The following is a 16,986-nucleotide window of genomic DNA, read 5'->3' on the forward strand; positions in this document are numbered from 1 at the left end:
CAACCCGCGCGGATGGATGGCTGGGTTGTTCGTCGGCATACACCGGGATTGCCGACGCGGTGACGGTCCGCCGTACGCGCCCCTGATCAAACGGCGCGTGCGGCGAACGTCGGCTGGCGCGAACGGTTGGGCGACGATGACAGAAATTCGATCGACATACGGATCAATTCAGGCAGGTTGTGGGCTCCCAGCTTCACCTTCAACTGGGAACAGGTGTTGGCAACCGTCTTGTAGCTGACCCCCAGTTCGTCGGCGATCTGGCCGTAGGACTTGCCATCCGCGATCAGGGCCAGCGTCTGCAACTCGCGTGGGGTCACCGTGCCCAGCGAGCTTTCCCGGCTGCGCGAGCCCAGCATGGCCACCTGCACGGCAAGCTGGTGGCTGAGGTAGGGGCGGCCGCGGCGGACCGCATGAACCGCGGCGAGGAAATCCTCCGGCGCGGTGTCCTTGAGCAGGTATCCGTTGGCACCGGCCTCCAGGGCCCGGCTGACGATGACGGCGTCCCCGTGCATGCTGAACACCAGGATGGGCGTGCGGCTGTCGTGCAGGCGTATGCGGTGGATCAAGCTCAGGCCGGCCAGGCCGTTGCCCTGCAGCGCCAGGTCGATGATCGCCATCTCCGGGCGGTGACGCCGGTACAGCCGGTATCCTGCTACGGCGTTGCTGGCCTCCAGCACATCGTCCACGTCGGCGTCCAGCAACACCCGCCGGCATCCCTGGAGCACCATGGGGTGATCGTCGATGAGAAGCACGCGCGTCATGGCTTGGGTTCCTCGCTCACCGGCGGCATGGGTGGTGTCCGGTCCGCGTCATGGAGGGGAATCCGGACGAGGAGCCGGGTGCCGCCGTCGGGCCGTGCGGTCAGTGAGACGGTGCCGCCAAGCGCCAGGACGCGCTCCCGCATGGCCGTCAGACCCAGTCCGGCCGCGCCGTCCGGGGGAGGTCCCCGGCCATCGTCCTCCACCGTCAATCGCACCGCACCCGGGCCTTCCGTTTCCGGGGTGCCCGTTTGCCGGACGGTGACGGCGATCCGACGGGCACCGGCGTGGCGGACCGCGTTGGTCACCCCTTCCTGGATGCAGCGGTAGATGGTGAGATCGACGCTGTCGCCATAGCTCGCGGCGATGGCCCCGCCGTCGAACCGGAAGGCGCAGTCCGGGGCGTGCCGCTCGAACTCGGCGATCAGGCCGACCAGCGCCTCGGCGAGGGGGACATGGCCCAGGGCCATCGGTCGCACCGTGGTCAGCAGGCGGCGGTTGGCGGTTTGGATGCGCTCGCCGATCTCCATCAGGGTGTCGGCGCGTTCGCGCAGCGGCCCCCCGATCTCATCCGGCAGCTTTCCGGCCAGCCGGGACAGGGACGCCACGTTGGCCTTCAGGCCGAACAGGCAGGGCCCGAGTTCGTCGTGCAGTTCGGCGGCGATCCGTCGGCGTTCGTCGTCCTGTACGGCGACCAGGCGCCGGCTCAGGCGGGCGTTGTCGGCCCGCGCGCCGGCCAGCGACCGGGCGAGCGCGTTGAAGCGATCGACGAGATCGGCCAGTTCGCGGGTTTCCGGCCGCTCCAGCCGGTGGCGGAAGCGGCCCTGCTCCAGCTCCCGGAAGCCGGCCGCCAGCCCGCCCAGGGGATGGAGCAGCCGGCCCAGGGCGACGTGCAGGACGGCGATCACCGCCAGGTTGACCAGCAGGGCCAGCAAGCCCAGGTCGGACATGTCCTGCCAGACCTCGGCGATCTCGTCCGCCGCCTCTCCGGCCACGGTGACGGTGGCGATCGTTCTTCCGGCGGAACGGACCGGGACGGTGCGGGCAAGGTCCTCGACGCCGGCGCCGACCAGGTCCGCGAACCAGCGCGGTGCGGCGTCCTCCTCCGGCACCGCCGCGGCGTCATCCGCCAGCCAGATCGGCTGTCCGTCGGCAGCGGTGATCAGGATACGGACATGGCGCTGATGGCTGATGTGCAGCGGCAGCTCGTCCGGACGCACGCCCCCGGGATTCGCCTTTTCCAGGCGTTCGATCGTCGCCCGGACGAAGCGCTCTGCCATTTCGATGGAGGCGTCGATCTCGATCAGGGCGGCGCGCCGTGCGTTGTAGACGACCAGCACCGACGCCGTGATGCACGCGACCACGTTGATGAGCACGAAGGTCGCCAGAATCTGCGCGCGCATCGAACGCTGGTGCCACAGCCGGCTCAGCCGCGCCCCGGGACCGGGCTTGGCGCCCCCGTCTTCGCCGGAGCGAAGATGGTGCAACGGCGCGTCCGGACCATGGGTGACCCCGACTTCTGCCATTCACTCAGCCTCCCGTCGTCGGCCGGCATTTCCGCCATGACCCCCGGGGCGCCGGCACGCCGATGCGCGCCGTCGAACCGTTGGGTTGCCCAACTGTGGCTGAATGATCGTTCGTAGGACAATTGTTCTTTGGGCCGAATATGTTCGGCCCTGTTCTCAGGGCCGTCCGTCGCCGGCTGCCCGCCTCAACGCCGCCAGGGCGGTGTCGCGGTCGAGCCCGGTGGCGCGAAGGGTGACGTAGTGCTGGCCGGCCTCGCCGAACCCGTGGGTGATCCCGTCCCCGCCGGCGACCGACAGCAGCCCCTCCACGACCGAGTCGGCGCTTTCCGCAATGCCCTTTTCGGCCAGCATCTCCTGCAATTGGAAGGCGCGATTGGCGATCATCCTCGGCGTTTCGTCGTAGGCGCGATCCGCCCGGACGAGGAGATCGTGCAGGCGGCCGACCGCGGGATCGTCGGGCGGCCGGTCGACACCGGCCAGGCGGCTGGCCATCCACTGTTCCGGCAGGGTGCGGTCGCCGGGATCGAGCCAGCGCTTGCCGGCCAGCGCCGCCGCCGGCCTCTGCGGCGCCACCTCGGCGGCGGTGCCGCTGTCGGACCGCTCGTCGCACGCGGTGACCAGCAGGGACAGGGCCGCGGCCATGGCGAAGCCCGGCAGCCGGCGCGGGCGGCAGGATCGGGGGTGGTGCGGGGTGCCGGGCATGGGTGCCTCCGGTTCGGCAAACGGTGGCCGCTCCCGCCGGGAGTCGGTGGCCGCACCCACAGCTATGCGCGCCGCGGGTGGCCCGCGGCAAGGGGGCGGAGACCGTTGCCGCGGCGTGGTGCGCGTTATTGCCAAAGCTTCCCGGTCGGTTTTGCCAGACCTCCTCAAGACAGCGGCGCCGGTCGATGGGACACTTCAAGCGCTGCCGGGGGAGCCGCAAGGGATCGCCGCCGCCGTCCGATGGGGGTGGATCGCCGGACGATCGTGGCCGCGGACCGAGGTGGCCGATGAACCGGGTGCCCGTCACCCAGCCGAAGAATTGAGGGAGGTTACGTTCATGAAACGCTTCCTGAAGGCGTCACTGCCCGCCATGACCATGTCGGCGGCCCTGGTCGCGGGAGGGCAGTTTGCCGTCGTCGCGCCGGTCCTTGCCAACGACAAGCTGGTCGAACTGGCGAAGGACGAGCGCAACTGGGTCATGCCGGGGAGGAATTACGACTCCGACAACTACAGCCGACTCACCCAGATCAACGCCGACAACGTCAGGAACCTGCAGGCGGCGTGGTCGTTCTCGACCGGCGTCCTGCACGGTCACGAGGGGGCACCCCTGGTGGTCGACGGCAAGATGTATGTTCACGGTGCCTTTCCCAACTCCACCTTCGCCCTCGATCTGAACGATCCCACGCGCATCCTGTGGCACCACAAGCCCAAGCAGAACCCGGTGGCCCGCTCCGTCGCCTGCTGCGACGTGGTCAACCGCGGCCTCGCCTACTGGCCGGGGGAGGGCGACGTGCCGCCGCTGATCCTCAAGACCCAGCTCGACGGGCACGTGGTGGCGCTCAACGCCAACACCGGCGAGGAGTACTGGAAGCTCGAGAACTCCGACATCGCCGTCGGTTCGACGCTGACGATCGCCCCGTACGTGGTCAAGGACCTCGTCATCGTCGGGTCGTCGGGCGCGGAACTGGGCGTGCGCGGCTACGTCACCGCCTACGACGTCCGGACCGGCGAGATGAAGTGGCGGGCCTTCGCCACCGGCTCCGACGAATCCATGCTCATCGGCGCGGACTTCAACGCCACCAACCCGCACTACGGCCAGAAGGGGCTGGGCCTCGACACCTGGGAAGGGGACGCGTGGAAGATCGGCGGCGGCACCAACTGGGGCTGGTACGCCTATGATCCCGGCACCAACATGATCTACTACGGCACCGGCAACCCGGCGCCGTGGAACGAAACCATGCGGCCCGGCGACAACAAGTGGACGATGACCATCTTCGCCCGCGACGCCGACACCGGCGAGGCCAAGTTCGGCTACCAGAAGACACCGCACGACGAATGGGATTACGCCGGCGTCAACGTCATGATGCTCAGCGAGCAGCCGGACAAGACCGGCAAGATGCGCAAGCTGCTGACGCATCCCGACCGCAACGGCATCGTCTACACCCTGGACCGGGTGACCGGCGAACTGGTCTCCGCCGATAAGATCGATGACACGGTGAACGTCTTCACCCACGTCGACCTGAAGACCGGCCTGCCGGTGCGCGACCCCGAGTACGCCACGCGCATGGACCACACGGCGCGCGACATCTGCCCCTCGGCCATGGGCTATCACAACCAGGGGCACGACTCCTACGATCCCGAGCGCCGGCTGTTCTTCATGGGGATCAACCACATCTGCATGGACTGGGAACCGTTCATGCTGCCCTACCGCGCCGGCCAGTTCTTCGTGGGCGCCACGCTGAACATGTTCCCCGGTCCCAAGGGCGACCGCCAGGGCTACGAGGGCCTGGGCCAGATCAAGGCCTACGACGCCATCACCGGCGAGTTCAAGTGGGACAAGATGGAGCGCTTCGCCGTGTGGGGCGGCACCATGGCGACGGCCGGCAACCTGGTCTTCTACGGCACGCTCGACGGCTTCATCAAGGCGCGTCACAGCGACACCGGCGAACTCCTGTGGAAGTTCAAGCTGCCGTCCGGCGTGATCGGCAACCCCATGACCTACGAGCACAACGGCGTCCAGTACGTGGCGATCATGTACGGCGTCGGCGGCTGGCCGGGTGTGGGCCTGGTGTTCGACCTGCAGGACCCGACCGCCGGCCTCGGTGCGGTGGGTGCCTTCAAGAACCTGCAGCACTACACGCAGATGAGCGGCGGTGTGATGGTGTTCTCGATCGACGGCAAGAGCCCGTACGACGACGTGAACCTCGGCGAATACGGCGGCTGACGCCGGCGGTCTTCCGCTCCCCCGCACCGTGATGACGAGGTGCGGGGGGACGGGGCGGGCGGCCCCCACCTTGATCCTCCCGCAGAGGCGTGGGGGCCGCATCCCGCACCACCGCCGGCACCGTGCCGCAGCCGTTCCCGGAACCCATTGCACCGATCACCAGACAGAGGAGTGCTTTCGACGATGCCGCTCGATCCCTCCCCATTGCGTTCGTTGTCGGCGGGTGCGATCGCCGCCGCGTTCGTCGCCATCGCCCTGACGGGCACCGCCGCCGCCGCCGATCCGTCCGCGCCCGTGCTCAGGGTGTGCGCCTCGACCAAGGGGGCACCCTACACGCTGACCGACGGCACCGGATTCGAGAACCGGATCGCCGCCGTGGTCGCCGAAGCCATGGGCCGCAAGGCGGAGTTCGTCTGGACCGACCAGCCCGCGATCTTCCTGGTGCGCGACATGCTCGACAAGGGGGCCTGCGACGTCCTCGTCGGCGTCGACGACGGCGACCCCCGGATGCTCACCACCGCCCCCTATTACCGCACCGGCTACGCCTTCATCACCCGCGCCGACCGCGGCCTGACGCTGTCCAGTTGGTCGGACGACGATCTCCTCAAGGTGAAGCGAGTGGCCTACCAGTTCCATTCGCCGGCCGAGGAGATGCTGAAGCAGACGGGCCTCTATGAGGACAACCTGATCTATCAGTACTCGCTGATCAACTTCTCCGACCGGCGCAACCAGTACACCCAGGTCCCGGGCAACGTCCTGGTCTCCGCGGTGGCCGGCGGCGAGGCGGACGCGGCCGTGGCCTTCGCACCCGACGTGGCGCGCTACGTGAAGGCGTCCACCACGCCGCTGACCATGACCATGATCGACCGCAACGGCGTCACCGCCAGCGGCAAGCTCGTGCCGCAGCAGTTCGACCAGTCCATGGGCGTGCGCAAGGACGACGAGGCGCTGCGCCGCGAGCTGGACGCCGCCCTGGTGGCGGCCGCGCCGCGCATCGTCGCCATCCTGCGCGACGAGGGCATTCCGGTCCTGCAACCCAGCGTCGGCCAATGACGGCGGGGACGGCTTCTCTCACCCGCGACACCGGCAGCAGGGAACGGTACGGCAGAATGTTCAGATTGACGACGGTGACCATCATCCTCGGTGCCGCGCTCGGCATCTGGGGCCTCCGGGGGGCGCAGGCCACCCTCAGCTTCAACCACACCGTGACCGGCGAGGTGCTGGACCTGGAGTATGCCCCGCCGGAGGGCCGGGACACGGAGGCCGTGAAGCGCTTTCTCGACACCGGGCGCAACCTCTACAACGAAGATCCGGTCTGCCTGCCGGACGGGGCCGACCTCTACCTGTCCGCCTGTTCGGGCTGCCACGGGCATGTGGGGGAAGGCAAGATCGGCCCCGGACTGAATGACGACTACTGGACCTATCCGAAGAACGCTTCGGACAAGGGCCTGTTCGAGACCATCTACGGCGGCGCCCAGGGCCAGATGGGGCCGCAATACATGGCGCTGACGCTCGACGAGATGCTGCTCGTCATGGCGTGGGTCCGCCATCTCTACACCGGTCCGGCGGACACGGCGGATTGGCTGACGGAGGAACAGCGCCGCGCCTACAAGCCCTATTCGGCCAAGGTCGCGGACGCAGCGCACGCCGCGCCGGCCGACGGGGCCTGCCGGGCCGCGGCGAAGCCATGATCAACAATCGACCATTTCAACCGAAGCGAGAAAGGAGCACCGCGATGACCGCGTTCGATCGCGCCGGCCACCTGATCCCGGCCGCGGCAGTGGCCATGGTTCTTGCCTTTGCCGCCGCGCCCGCGGCCGCCTACGACGGCACCAACTGCAAGGCGCCGGGCAACTGCTGGGAGCCGAAGCCGGGCTACCCCGCCAAGATCGCCGGCACCAAGTACGACCCCAAGCACGATCCCATGGAACTCAACAAGCAGCAGGAGTCCCTCGCGGCGATGGACGAGCGCAACAAGAAGCGGGTCGCGCACTTCCGCAAGACGGGACAGTTCATCTACGACGTCCGGCGCATTCCCGAACAGTGATACCGGCGGCATCTGAAGGATGCCGCCGGTATCACCCTATCGATCAATGCCGGGGCATTGATCTGCCGGGTTTTACGGTCGGCAATTGATGGAAGTGATCAATTGCCGACCGTATGAGACCGCCGGCCGCGGCGGGCGGCCCCTCTCCCCGGTGCGGGGAGGGGCGCGTCCGACACCGCCCGGCCGCGCTATCGACCGTCCCGGACGCCAACGAGGCCGCCCATGCGCGTGGTTCCCGACATCGATTCGACCCTGAGCGACTGGCTGGCCGGCGCCGCGGCGATCCAGCGCGAGGTGGCCGCCGCCATCGTCGGGCAGGAAAGGGTGATCCGTCTGCTGACCATCGCCGTGTTCGCCCGCGGCCACGTCCTGCTGGAAGGCGATGTCGGGGTCGGCAAGACCACGCTGCTGCGGGCCCTGGCGCGGGCCATCGGCGGCGCGTTCGAGCGCATCGACGGGACCATCGACCTCATGCCGGCGGACCTGGTCTACCACGCCCACCTGACCGAGGACGGCCGGCCGCGGGTGGACCCCGGACCGCTGCTGCGCCGGGGCGAGGACCTTTCCATCTTTTTCTTCAATGAGATCAACCGGGCGCGGCCGCAGGTTCATTCGCTGCTGCTGCGCCTGATGGCCGAGCGCAGCGTCGCCGCCTTCAACCGGGAATACCGGTTTCCCTATCTGCAGGTGTTCGCCGACCGCAACCGGGTCGAGCAGGAGGAGACGTTCGAGCTGCCGGCGGCGGCGCGCGACCGCTTCTTCATGGAGATCGAGGTGCCGATGCCCGACGATGAGGCAGTGCGGCGCCGGCTGGTCTTCGACACGCGTTTCCACGACAGCGACCGCCTCGTCGCCATGGTGCCCGATGGCCTGCTCGACGTGGCGGGTCTGCCCGCGGCAGCGGCGGCCATCCAGATCGGGGTGCGCGCCAGCGAGGCGCTGGAGACCTACACCACCGCCCTGTGGGGGGCGGTGCGCGAGCCGCAGCGCTACGGAATCGTGCTGGACGGGGTGGACATGGAGCGCCTGGTCATGGGCGGCGCCAGCCCGCGCGGCGTCTCCTACCTGGTCCGCGCCGCCCGCGTGCGGGCCTGGCTGGAAGGCCGCGACATGGTGCTGCCGGAGGACCTGCGCGACGTCTTCCGGGAGGTCATGGCCCACCGCATCTTCCTCGATCCCGTCTACGAGCGTCGGCGCGGCCCGCTGGTCCATGCGCTGTGCCGGGCGGCGTTCGACCGGGTGGCGGCGCCATGATGGCGGCGGAGCCCATCCCGTACCGGCTGCGCTGGCGCCCCGCCGGTGAACGGGCGGGGGCCCATCCGGGCTCGGGGGAGGGTGGCGAAGGCGCGTTCCGCCGCCATGTGCCGCTCCTGCGGCATCCCGACCCGCGCCGCGTCGACGTGCGGGAGACCGCGCGCAACCCGATGGGCGAGGTCATGGTGCGCCGGTACAGCCGGCGTGCCGCCATTACGGTCGCGGCGGCGGTCGACCTGTCCGGGTCCATGGGGTTCGCCGGCCGGGTGGACCGCATGGCCGTGGTGTCCGAGCTGTGCGCCACGCTTGCCGCATCGGCCGGCCGGATGGGTGACCGGTTCTGCCTGATCGGGTGCGATTCCACGGTGCGCGAGGATCTGTTCCTGCCGCCGACCCACCGCCGCGGTGTCGAAGCCGAGGTGTACGACCGGCTGATGACGGCGCAGCCCCGCGGGGCCGGCACCGACGGCCTGGCGCTGGTGGCCGGGCGGCTGCCGGCGCAACGCTGTCTGGTCGTGCTCATCTCCGATTTCCTGTTGCCGATGGAGCGCATCGTCGCCGTGATGGACGGGCTGTGGCGCCATGACGTGCTGCCCGTCGTCCTGCACGACCGGGGCGAGGACGAAGACCTGCCGGCGTTCGGCCTGGTGACGCTGCGTGATGCGGAGACCGGACGCCGGCGTCTGACCCTCATGCGGCCGGCTCTGCGCGCCGAATGGAGCCGCCGTGCCGCGGCGCGGCGCGGCGCGCTCGACCGTCTGTTCCTCGCCCGCGGCCGCGCTCCCTTCCATCTCGTCGACGGCCTCGACCGCGATGCCCTCGCCGGGCATCTGCTCGCGGGATGAGGGCCGCCATGCGCACACCCGCCGCCCTTGTCCCGGCCCTGGCCCTCATCCTGCTGGTCGCCGCACCGGCCGCTGCCGCGGCCGGCGTGCGGTCGGTCACGCTGGCCGGTCCCCGGCCGTTCGGCCTGTTCATCGGCGATGCGATCCTCCTGGAGGCGGACATCGTCGCCGACCCCGGGTTCCGGGTGATGACGGCGTCCCTGCCGCGGCCCGGACCGGTGACGTACTGGCTCGACCTGCGGTCGGTCGCGGTGGAGGACGGCGGGGTGCGCGACGGCGCCGGACACCACCGCGTGCGCCTGGAGTACCAGACCTTCTACGCCCCGCTGGAGCCGCGGGCGCTGGACATCCCCTCCCTGACCCTGACCCTGAACGATGGCGCACGCTCCGCCGAGGCGGTGATCCCGGCCTGGACCTTCCTGACCTCGCCCCTGCGCGAGCTTCGCTCCGGCGCCGGCGGCGATGGCGGCGGCCCGTATCTGCGCCCGGACGTCCCGCCCCGACCGGTTGACGGGACGGTCGGGATGCTCGCCGCCGCCGGCTCGGGGACGGCCTTGCCGCTGCTGCTTGCCCTCAACGCCTGGCATCGCGGCTGGTGGCCGTTCCGCGCCCGTGCCCGGCGGCCCTTCATGCGCGCCCTGCGGGTCGCCCGGCTGGACCTGCAGATGACCGGCGACGCGGGCGCCTACCGCGCGGCGCTGCTCGCCTTCCACCGCGCCTTCGATGCCGCCGCCGGCCGGCGGGTTCTGGGTGACGACGTTCCCGTCCTCCTCGACGCGGTCCCGGCGTTCCGTCCGCTGCGCGCCGACATCGAACGGTTCTTCGAGGCGTCGCGGCTGGCCTTCTTCGGTGCCGACACCGCGGCCGCCATCGATCGCCTGCCGCCCGCCGCCCTGCTGGCCCTGGGGCGGCGTCTGACGGCCGCCGAGAGGGAGGCGGGATGACCCTGGCCGTCGACACCCCCGCCGTGCTGCTTCTGGCGCCGCTGGCCCTGCTGCCGGCGCTGGTCCTGCCGTTCGCCGCGGCCGACCATCCGTCGCTGACGGAAGTGCCGCCCGACCGTGTGTCGCTGGCCGTCGACGCGGGTTTGCGCCTGGTGGCGGTGGTGGCGCTGGCCTCGCTCGTCCTCGCCCTGGCCGGGCTGCACCGGCTGGCCGGCAGCGTCGAGCGCGAGGGGCGCGGCGCGGAGATCGTCCTGCTGCTGGACCGCAGCGCCAGCATGGACAACAGTTTTGCCGGCCGCCGTCCGGGCGGCGACGAGGAATCGAAGTCGGCCGCCGCCCGGCGCCTGCTGCTGCAATTCCTGGAGCGCCGGCCGCACGACCGCATCGGCGTGGCCGCATTTTCCACCGCGCCCATGCCGGTGCTGCCGGTCACCGATCATCACGAGGCGTTGCGCGCGGCGGTTCACGCCATCGACCGGCCCGGCCTGGCCCACACCGACGTCGGCCGCGGGCTGGCCCTTGCCTTCTCCATGGCGGAGGGGGCGACGCCGGGGTCCGCGCCGGCGGTGGTGCTGGTGTCCGACGGTGCGGCCGTCATCGACCGCCGCGTCCAGGACGCCCTGCGCGACGCCGCGGCGCGCACGCCGGTCCACCTCTATTGGCTGTACCTGCGCACGCAGGGCAGCCGCGGCATCTTCGGCGAGCCGCAGCAGCCGGGCGAGGACACGCCGCAGGCCATGCCGGAACGCCACCTTCACCGCTTCCTCGGGACGCTGGGCATCCCCTACCGCGCCTTCGAGGCCACCGGTGCCCTGGCGGTGGAGACCGCCATCGAGGCCATCGCCACGCTGGAGACCCGCCCCATCCGCTACCGCGAGCCGGTGCCCCGCCGCGATCTCGCCGGTCCCGCCTACGCCACGGCCGCCGCCGGCGTCCTCCTTCTGCTGCTCGCCAAGCTGGCCGAGCGCCGGCCGCGGAGGGCCGCACGGCCATGACCACCGGACCACTCCGCTTTCCCGGCCGGTCGGCCGTGCTCCGGCTGCTCCTCGCCGCGGCGGCCGCCCTGCTGGTCCTGTCGCTGGTGATGGTGCTGCGCGACGTCCGCGACAACCGTCTGATCGGCGGCCTTGCGGCGGGTCGGGACCTGGCCGTCGGGGACACCGCCGTGCCGGAGGTGCGCTTCGCGCGCGCCCATTTCCTGATGCAGCGCGACCGCCTCGACGAAGCCCGCGCCGAGGTCGAGCGCATCTCGGCCGCGGACGCCGCGGCGGTGCGCGCCGCGGCGCTGTACGATCTCGCCAACGCCGGCCTGCGCGCGGCGCTGGAGCACCTGGAGGCGGGCCGGATCGACCCGGCCACGGCGCTGATCCGCATCGCCAAGGACGATTACCGCCGGGCACTGGCTCTGGACCCGGGGTTCTGGGATGCCAAGCACAACCTCGACGTCGCCATGCGCCTGGTGCGGGATTTCCCGGAGGTCGGGTCGGGGGAGGACGAGCAGCGGCCCGACACGGCGAAGCCCCTGTGGACCGACCTTCCCGGTCTGCCGCGGGGGCTGCCGTGACGGCCGGGCCGCCGCGCGACCTGCGCCTGTGGCTGCTGGTTGCGGCGATGCTCGCCCTGCTGGCCGCTCTGGCCGGTCCCACCGCCGCGGTGTCCCGACCGGCCTACGACCTGCTGCTGGTCGTCGACATCACCGGCAGCATGAACGCCCGCGACGGCACGGTGAACGGCCGGCCGGCGAGCCGCCTCGACGCGGCCCGGGCGGCCCTGCGCACGCTGGTGGCGCGGTTGCCCTGCGGCTCCCGGGCGGGGCTCGGCGTCTTCACCGAGCGGCGCAGCTTCCTGCTGTTCGAGCCGGTGGAGACCTGCGCCAACTTCGCCCCGATCGACGGCGCCATCGCCGCCCTGCACTGGCGCATGGCCTGGGAAGGTGACAGCCGCATCGCCTCCGGCGTGGACAGCGCCCTGGCTCTGGCGCAGGAGCTGGGCGCCAGCCTGGTGTTCCTGACCGACGGGCACGAGGCACCGCCCCTGCCGGCCTCCGGACCGCCGGCATTCGACGCCGAAGCGGGGGCCGTGAGCGGGATCCTCGTCGGGGTCGGCGGCACCGTTCCGGTGCCGATCCCGCGCTTCGACGACCGGGGGCGCGAGATCGGGTTCGTCCGGGCGGAGGACGTGCCCCATGAATCGCGCGTCGGTCCGCCGCCGGCCGACGCCTCCGGGCGCCCCGGCTGGCACCCCCGCAACGCCCCCTGGGGGGCGGTTCCCGAGGCCGGGACCGAGCACCTGACCGAGGTCCGCGAGAGCCATCTCCGGGATCTGGCGCAGCGCACCGGCCTGGGCTACGCGCTCCTCACCGGCGTCGACGCGCTGGAGGCGGCGGTGCGGGACACCGCGGCGGTGCGCCCGATCGCCGCCGCCGTCGACCTGCGCCCCGTTCCCGCCGCCGGGGCCCTGCTGGCTCTGCTCGCCCTCTACGGCGTGGTGCCGCTGATGGAGCGCCGCCGCCGATCCCGCCGCCATGCCCCCCGCCGATCCCCCACCGCCTGAAGGACCCGCCGATGCCGATCCGTGTTCTTGCCGTGATTGCCCTCCTCCTCCTGCCGGCGTCCCCGGCCTCGGCCCACGGACCGACGCCGCAGAAGGCCGAGGAGACCGTCACCATCGCCGCCCCGCCCGACGCGGTGTGGGCGGTCGTGGCCGACTTCGCCGGGCTGGCGTCCTGGCACCCGATGGTGACCGACTGTGCGGCGGACAGCGCCGCCGACGGCGGCCTGCGCCGGACCCTGACCATCAACGGCGGCGGGCTGGTGGAAAGCCTGGACGATCGCGACGCGGCCGCGCGCCGCCTCTCCTACCGGCTGCTCAGGGAGGACGTGAGCGTCCTTCCCGTCAGCTTCTATTCCGCCACCATCAGCGTCGACCCCGCCGGCGGCGGGGGCAGCACCGTCGTGTGGTCGGGGCGGTTCTACCGCGGGGACACCGGCAACTACCCGACGGAAGACATGGACGACAACGCCGCGCGGACGGCGATGACGGCGTTCTTCCGCACCGGCCTCGACGGTCTGAAGGCGTTCCTGGAGACGCGCTGACGCCGGTCGCCCGGCGGATGCTCTTCGGGCCGTGCGGTGGCGTATGGTCTGCGCTATGCTTCGCGGGGCCAACACATCCGCATCGGGAAGGGTATCGCATGAACACTGAACCGGCCGTCTCCGGGGCCGACCTGGAAGCGCTGATCCGCGAGGGTGTGCCGCTGGTGGGCAACTTCGGGATCGTCATCGACGAGCTGGCGGCCGGGCGGGTGCGCATGCGCATGCCCTACCAGGACGATTTCGTGCGGCCCGGCGGCACCGTCACCGGGCCCGCCATGTTCGGCCTGGCCGACGTGGCCCTGTACGCCGCCGTGCTGTCCCTGATCGGCCGGGTGGAACTGGCGGTCACCACCTCCATGACCATCAACTTCCTGCGCCGCCCGGCGCCGGTGGCGCTGCTGTGCGAGGCGCGCGTGCTGAAGCTGGGCAAGCGGCTGGCCTATGGCGAGATCCTGCTGTTCTCCGAGGGCTCCGACGAGCCCGTCGCCCACGCCACCGGCACCTATTCGATTCCGCCCCATGACCCCGTCCGGGTCACGGTACCCGGTTACCATGATCCGGCGGCGGAGTGAAAAACGCAATGGAATCAGCGGGTTTCTAGCAACGGTACTATGATACCGTAATCGCAACGCCTTGAAATGGATTGCGTATTTTCCGGTTGACAAGCCCATGGCCGGACCGTACAAAGCCGGCCGCTTCGGCGCCGCGGGATCCGGCGGTCCGCCGATCCACGATTCACGCGAACGAGTGTGGCGATGAAGACCTTCAATCTGAAGCCGACCGATATCGACAAGAAGTGGTACGTCGTCGACGCCGACGGCGTCGTTCTCGGCCGGCTCGCCAGCATCCTGGCGAACATGTTGCGCGGCAAGCACAAGCCGACCTACACCCCCCACATGGACTGCGGCGACCACATCGTCGTGGTCAACGCCGAGAAGGTGAAGCTGACCGGCAACAAGCGCCGCGACGACGTCTTCTACTGGCACACCGGCTATCCCGGCGGCATCAAGGGGCGCTCCAAGGGCCAGATCCTCGACGGCCGCTATCCGGAGCGCGTCATCATGAAGGCGGTGGAGCGCATGGTGCCGCGCGGCCCGCTGGGCCGTCGCCAGATGACCCACCTGAAGGTCTACAAGGGCCCCGCCCACCCGCACGAGGCGCAGCAGCCCACCGTGTTCGACATCGCCGCGATGAACCCGAAGAACAAGCGGAGCGCGTAATTCCATGGCTCAGGTCACCACCACGCTTTCCAGCCTGAAGGATCTGCAGGCTGCCGGCACCGAGTCCGCGCCCGCCGACACCTCCGCGCCGAAGCTGGACAAGTTCGGCCGTGCGTACGCCACCGGCAAGCGCAAGGACGCCGTTGCCCGCGTGTGGATCAAGCCCGGCAGCGGCAAGATCAGCATCAACGGCCGCGACATCGAGGTCTATTTCGCCCGTCCGGTGCTGCGCATGATGATCAACCAGCCGTTCGGCCTGGTCGATCGCGCCGGCCAGTTCGACGTGCTGTGCACCGTCGCCGGCGGCGGCCTGTCGGGCCAGGCCGGTGCCGTCCGCCACGGCATCTCCAAGGCGCTGACCTACTTCGAGCCGGCCCTGCGGCCGCCGCTGAAGGCCGCCGGGTTCCTCACCCGCGACGCCCGCGTCGTGGAGCGCAAGAAGTACGGCCGCGCCAAGGCCCGCCGCAGCTTCCAGTTCTCCAAGCGCTAAGCCCGCGCCGGCCCCGCAGGTCTTCGTCGAAAAGAAAGGGGCGTCCCGGGCGGGACGCCCCTTTTTTCGGTTACCGTCCAACAGGCAACGCACCCCGCGCGTCGAGAGGGAGTTTCCATGGCCAACGACATCACCCCGATCCGCATCGGCATTCTCGGTGCCAGCGGCTACACCGGTGCCGAACTGGTGCGCCTGCTGCTGCGCCACCCCGCCGCCCGCCTCGACGTGCTGACCGCCGAGCGCCAGGCCGGCAAGCCGTTGGCCGAGGTGTTCCCCCATCTGGGTGGCCGCGGTCTGCCGGATCTGGTGAAGATCGAGGAGGTCCAGTGGGACAAGCTGGACGTGGTGTTCTGCGCGCTGCCCCATGGCACCACCCAGGAGATCGTCGCGGGCATTCCCACCAGCCTGCGCGTGGTCGACCTGTCGGCCGATTTCCGCCTGCACGACGTGGCCGAGTACGCCACCTGGTACGGGCATGAGCACCGGGCGCCCGAGCTGCAGACGCAGGTGGCCTACGGCCTGACGGAGCTGAACCGGCAGGGCGTGCGCAAGGCGCGCGTCGTCGCCAACCCCGGCTGCTATCCCACCTGCTCGCTGCTGCCCCTCGTGCCGCTGCTGCTGGAAGAGCTGATCGAGCCGGGCGGGATCGTCATCGACGCCAAGTCCGGCGTGTCCGGGGCCGGTCGCGATGCCAAGCAGGCGAACCTGTTCGCCGAGGTGTCGGAGGGCTTCAACGCTTACGGCGTCGGCCATCACCGCCACATGCCGGAGATCGAGCAGGAGCTGCGGCTGGCCGCCGGCCGGCCGGTCACCGTCTCCTTCACGCCGCACCTGGTGCCGATGAACCGCGGCATGATGGCAACCATCTACGTGCGCATGACCGACGGCACCAACGCCGATGACCTGCGCGACGCCCTGTCCCGCCGGTACGAGGGCGAGCCGTTCGTGCGCGTCGTCCCCGCCGGCGTCGCCCCGGCCACCCGGCACGTGCGCGGCTCCAACCAGTGCCTGATGGGGGTGTTCCCCGATCGCACGGCGCGCGGCGCCATCATCGTGTCGGTCATCGACAACCTGGTGAAGGGTGCCTCCGGCCAGGCGGTGCAGAACATGAACGTCATGATGGGCCTGGGCGAGACCATCGGCCTGGAGCAGGCCCCCCTGTTCCCGTAAGGTGGCAGCGGTCCCCCGCGCCCGCCGCCGGGGCGGCGGGGGGCCGTCAACCCGCGGCGGAGACTCCCCCCATGTCCGGCGTGATCCTGCCCTTCCGCGGCGTGCGGCCGCGCATCGATCCCGCGGCTTTCGTGGCGCCCACCGCGGCGGTGGCCGGGGATGTGACCATCGGCCCGGACAGCAGCGTCTGGTTCGGCTGCACGCTGCGCGGCGACGTCAACGACATCATCATCGGTGCGCGCAGCAACCTTCAGGACGGCACGGTGGTCCATGTCTCGTCCACGGGGCAGGGGACCTATGTGGGCGACGAGGTGACCGTCGGGCACATGGCGCTGCTGCACGCCTGCACGCTGGAGTCCGGCTGTTTCATCGGCATGAAGGCGTGCATTATGGACGGCGCGGTGGTGGAGTCCGGCGCCATGGTGGCCGCCGGCGCCCTGGTGACGCCGGGCAAGCGGGTGAAGGCCGGGGAGCTGTGGGCCGGCGCGCCGGCCCGCTTCGTGCGCATGGTGAGCGCGGCCGAGCGGGCGGAGTTCGCCCGGCTGAGCGCCCTGTACGTCGATCTCGCCCGCGAATACGGGGGCTGCTAATACCTCCGGACGGGTGTGCCCAGCCGAACGGAGGAGCGGTCTAAGCGTCACCTGTGCCGTGGCTGTGCCCAAGCGGAGAGCCCGTTAGGGCTTCCGTACGATAGGCAGGAACGATTTCAAC

At 70.7% G+C, this 16,986-nt stretch carries 19 protein-coding genes; 16 read left to right on the forward strand and 3 right to left on the reverse strand.

The window, feature by feature from the left end:
- Positions 1–86: 86 nt before the first annotated feature.
- From G472_RS0120965 to G472_RS0120975, 3 genes are all read right to left on the reverse strand, one after another.
- Positions 87–761, reverse strand: a complete 675-nt coding sequence (locus G472_RS0120965) for a response regulator (protein ID WP_029009940.1) — start codon at positions 759–761, stop codon at positions 87–89.
- Entirely contained in the window at positions 758–2,284 is a 1,527-nt protein-coding gene (locus G472_RS34705) for a sensor histidine kinase (protein WP_051341102.1), read from the reverse strand. The genes G472_RS0120965 and G472_RS34705 overlap by 4 nt, the downstream gene beginning before the upstream one ends.
- A gap of 156 nt (positions 2,285–2,440) precedes the next feature.
- Entirely contained in the window at positions 2,441–2,986 is a 546-nt protein-coding gene (locus G472_RS0120975; RefSeq protein ID WP_051341103.1) for a hypothetical protein, read from the reverse strand.
- A 337-nt stretch (positions 2,987–3,323) separates the two neighbouring features.
- On the opposite strand from G472_RS0120975, the gene G472_RS0120980 reads away from it, so the two are divergent.
- The 16 genes from G472_RS0120980 (at position 3,324) to G472_RS0121055 (ending at position 16,865) form a co-directional block, all read left to right on the forward strand.
- Complete coding sequence (locus G472_RS0120980; RefSeq protein WP_029009942.1) at positions 3,324–5,210, forward strand: methanol/ethanol family PQQ-dependent dehydrogenase; 1,887 nt, start codon at positions 3,324–3,326, stop codon at positions 5,208–5,210.
- A 183-nt stretch (positions 5,211–5,393) separates the two neighbouring features.
- Positions 5,394–6,263, forward strand: a complete 870-nt coding sequence (gene moxJ / locus G472_RS0120985) for a methanol oxidation system protein MoxJ (protein WP_029009943.1) — start codon at positions 5,394–5,396, stop codon at positions 6,261–6,263.
- Positions 6,264–6,319: 56 nt separating this feature from the next.
- The gene (moxG, locus tag G472_RS0120990) at positions 6,320–6,901 is read left to right on the forward strand and encodes a cytochrome c(L), periplasmic (protein ID WP_029009944.1); all 582 of its coding nucleotides are present in this window, start codon (positions 6,320–6,322) and stop codon (positions 6,899–6,901) included.
- A gap of 44 nt (positions 6,902–6,945) precedes the next feature.
- Positions 6,946–7,257, forward strand: coding sequence for a methanol dehydrogenase [cytochrome c] subunit (locus tag G472_RS0120995; RefSeq protein WP_029009945.1), 312 nt, complete (start codon positions 6,946–6,948; stop codon positions 7,255–7,257).
- 222 nt (positions 7,258–7,479) lie between these two features.
- On the forward strand, positions 7,480–8,511 hold the full coding sequence (locus G472_RS0121000) for an AAA family ATPase (protein ID WP_029009946.1): 1,032 nt from the start codon (positions 7,480–7,482) through the stop codon (positions 8,509–8,511).
- Positions 8,508–9,356: a DUF58 domain-containing protein gene (locus G472_RS0121005; protein ID WP_029009947.1), complete on the forward strand. Its 849-nt coding sequence runs from the start codon at positions 8,508–8,510 to the stop codon at positions 9,354–9,356. The genes G472_RS0121000 and G472_RS0121005 overlap by 4 nt, the downstream gene beginning before the upstream one ends.
- Positions 9,357–9,364: 8 nt before the next feature.
- A complete protein-coding gene (locus tag G472_RS0121010) occupies positions 9,365–10,300 on the forward strand; it encodes a hypothetical protein (protein WP_029009948.1) in 936 nt (311 codons plus the stop codon).
- Positions 10,297–11,295, forward strand: coding sequence for a vWA domain-containing protein (locus tag G472_RS0121015; protein WP_029009949.1), 999 nt, complete (start codon positions 10,297–10,299; stop codon positions 11,293–11,295). Before G472_RS0121010 ends, G472_RS0121015 begins: the two co-directional genes overlap by 4 nt.
- The gene (locus G472_RS0121020) at positions 11,292–11,864 is read left to right on the forward strand and encodes a hypothetical protein (protein WP_029009950.1); all 573 of its coding nucleotides are present in this window, start codon (positions 11,292–11,294) and stop codon (positions 11,862–11,864) included. The genes G472_RS0121015 and G472_RS0121020 overlap by 4 nt, the downstream gene beginning before the upstream one ends.
- Entirely contained in the window at positions 11,861–12,853 is a 993-nt protein-coding gene (locus G472_RS34710) for a vWA domain-containing protein (RefSeq protein ID WP_035693300.1), read from the forward strand. The genes G472_RS0121020 and G472_RS34710 overlap by 4 nt, the downstream gene beginning before the upstream one ends.
- 11 nt (positions 12,854–12,864) lie before the next feature.
- Positions 12,865–13,395, forward strand: a complete 531-nt coding sequence (locus tag G472_RS0121030) for an SRPBCC family protein (RefSeq protein WP_029009951.1) — start codon at positions 12,865–12,867, stop codon at positions 13,393–13,395.
- Positions 13,396–13,493: 98 nt separating this feature from the next.
- Entirely contained in the window at positions 13,494–13,967 is a 474-nt protein-coding gene (locus G472_RS34715; RefSeq protein WP_035693301.1) for a PaaI family thioesterase, read from the forward strand.
- A 183-nt stretch (positions 13,968–14,150) separates the two neighbouring features.
- The gene (gene rplM, locus G472_RS0121040) at positions 14,151–14,615 is read left to right on the forward strand and encodes a 50S ribosomal protein L13 (RefSeq protein WP_029009952.1); all 465 of its coding nucleotides are present in this window, start codon (positions 14,151–14,153) and stop codon (positions 14,613–14,615) included.
- Positions 14,616–14,619: 4 nt separating this feature from the next.
- Positions 14,620–15,105: a 30S ribosomal protein S9 gene (gene rpsI, locus G472_RS0121045; RefSeq protein WP_035693302.1), complete on the forward strand. Its 486-nt coding sequence runs from the start codon at positions 14,620–14,622 to the stop codon at positions 15,103–15,105.
- 117 nt (positions 15,106–15,222) lie between these two features.
- Positions 15,223–16,275, forward strand: a complete 1,053-nt coding sequence (gene argC, locus G472_RS0121050) for an N-acetyl-gamma-glutamyl-phosphate reductase (protein WP_029009954.1) — start codon at positions 15,223–15,225, stop codon at positions 16,273–16,275.
- A 71-nt stretch (positions 16,276–16,346) separates the two neighbouring features.
- Positions 16,347–16,865 carry a gamma carbonic anhydrase family protein gene (locus tag G472_RS0121055; RefSeq protein ID WP_029009955.1) on the forward strand — a complete coding sequence of 173 codons (519 nt, stop codon included), beginning with the start codon at positions 16,347–16,349 and terminating at the stop codon, positions 16,863–16,865.
- The last annotated feature ends 121 nt before the right edge of the window (positions 16,866–16,986 follow it).

It is taken from the genome of Azospirillum halopraeferens DSM 3675 (genome assembly GCF_000429625.1).
GTDB classification, from domain to species: Bacteria; Pseudomonadota; Alphaproteobacteria; order Azospirillales; family Azospirillaceae; genus Azospirillum; species Azospirillum halopraeferens.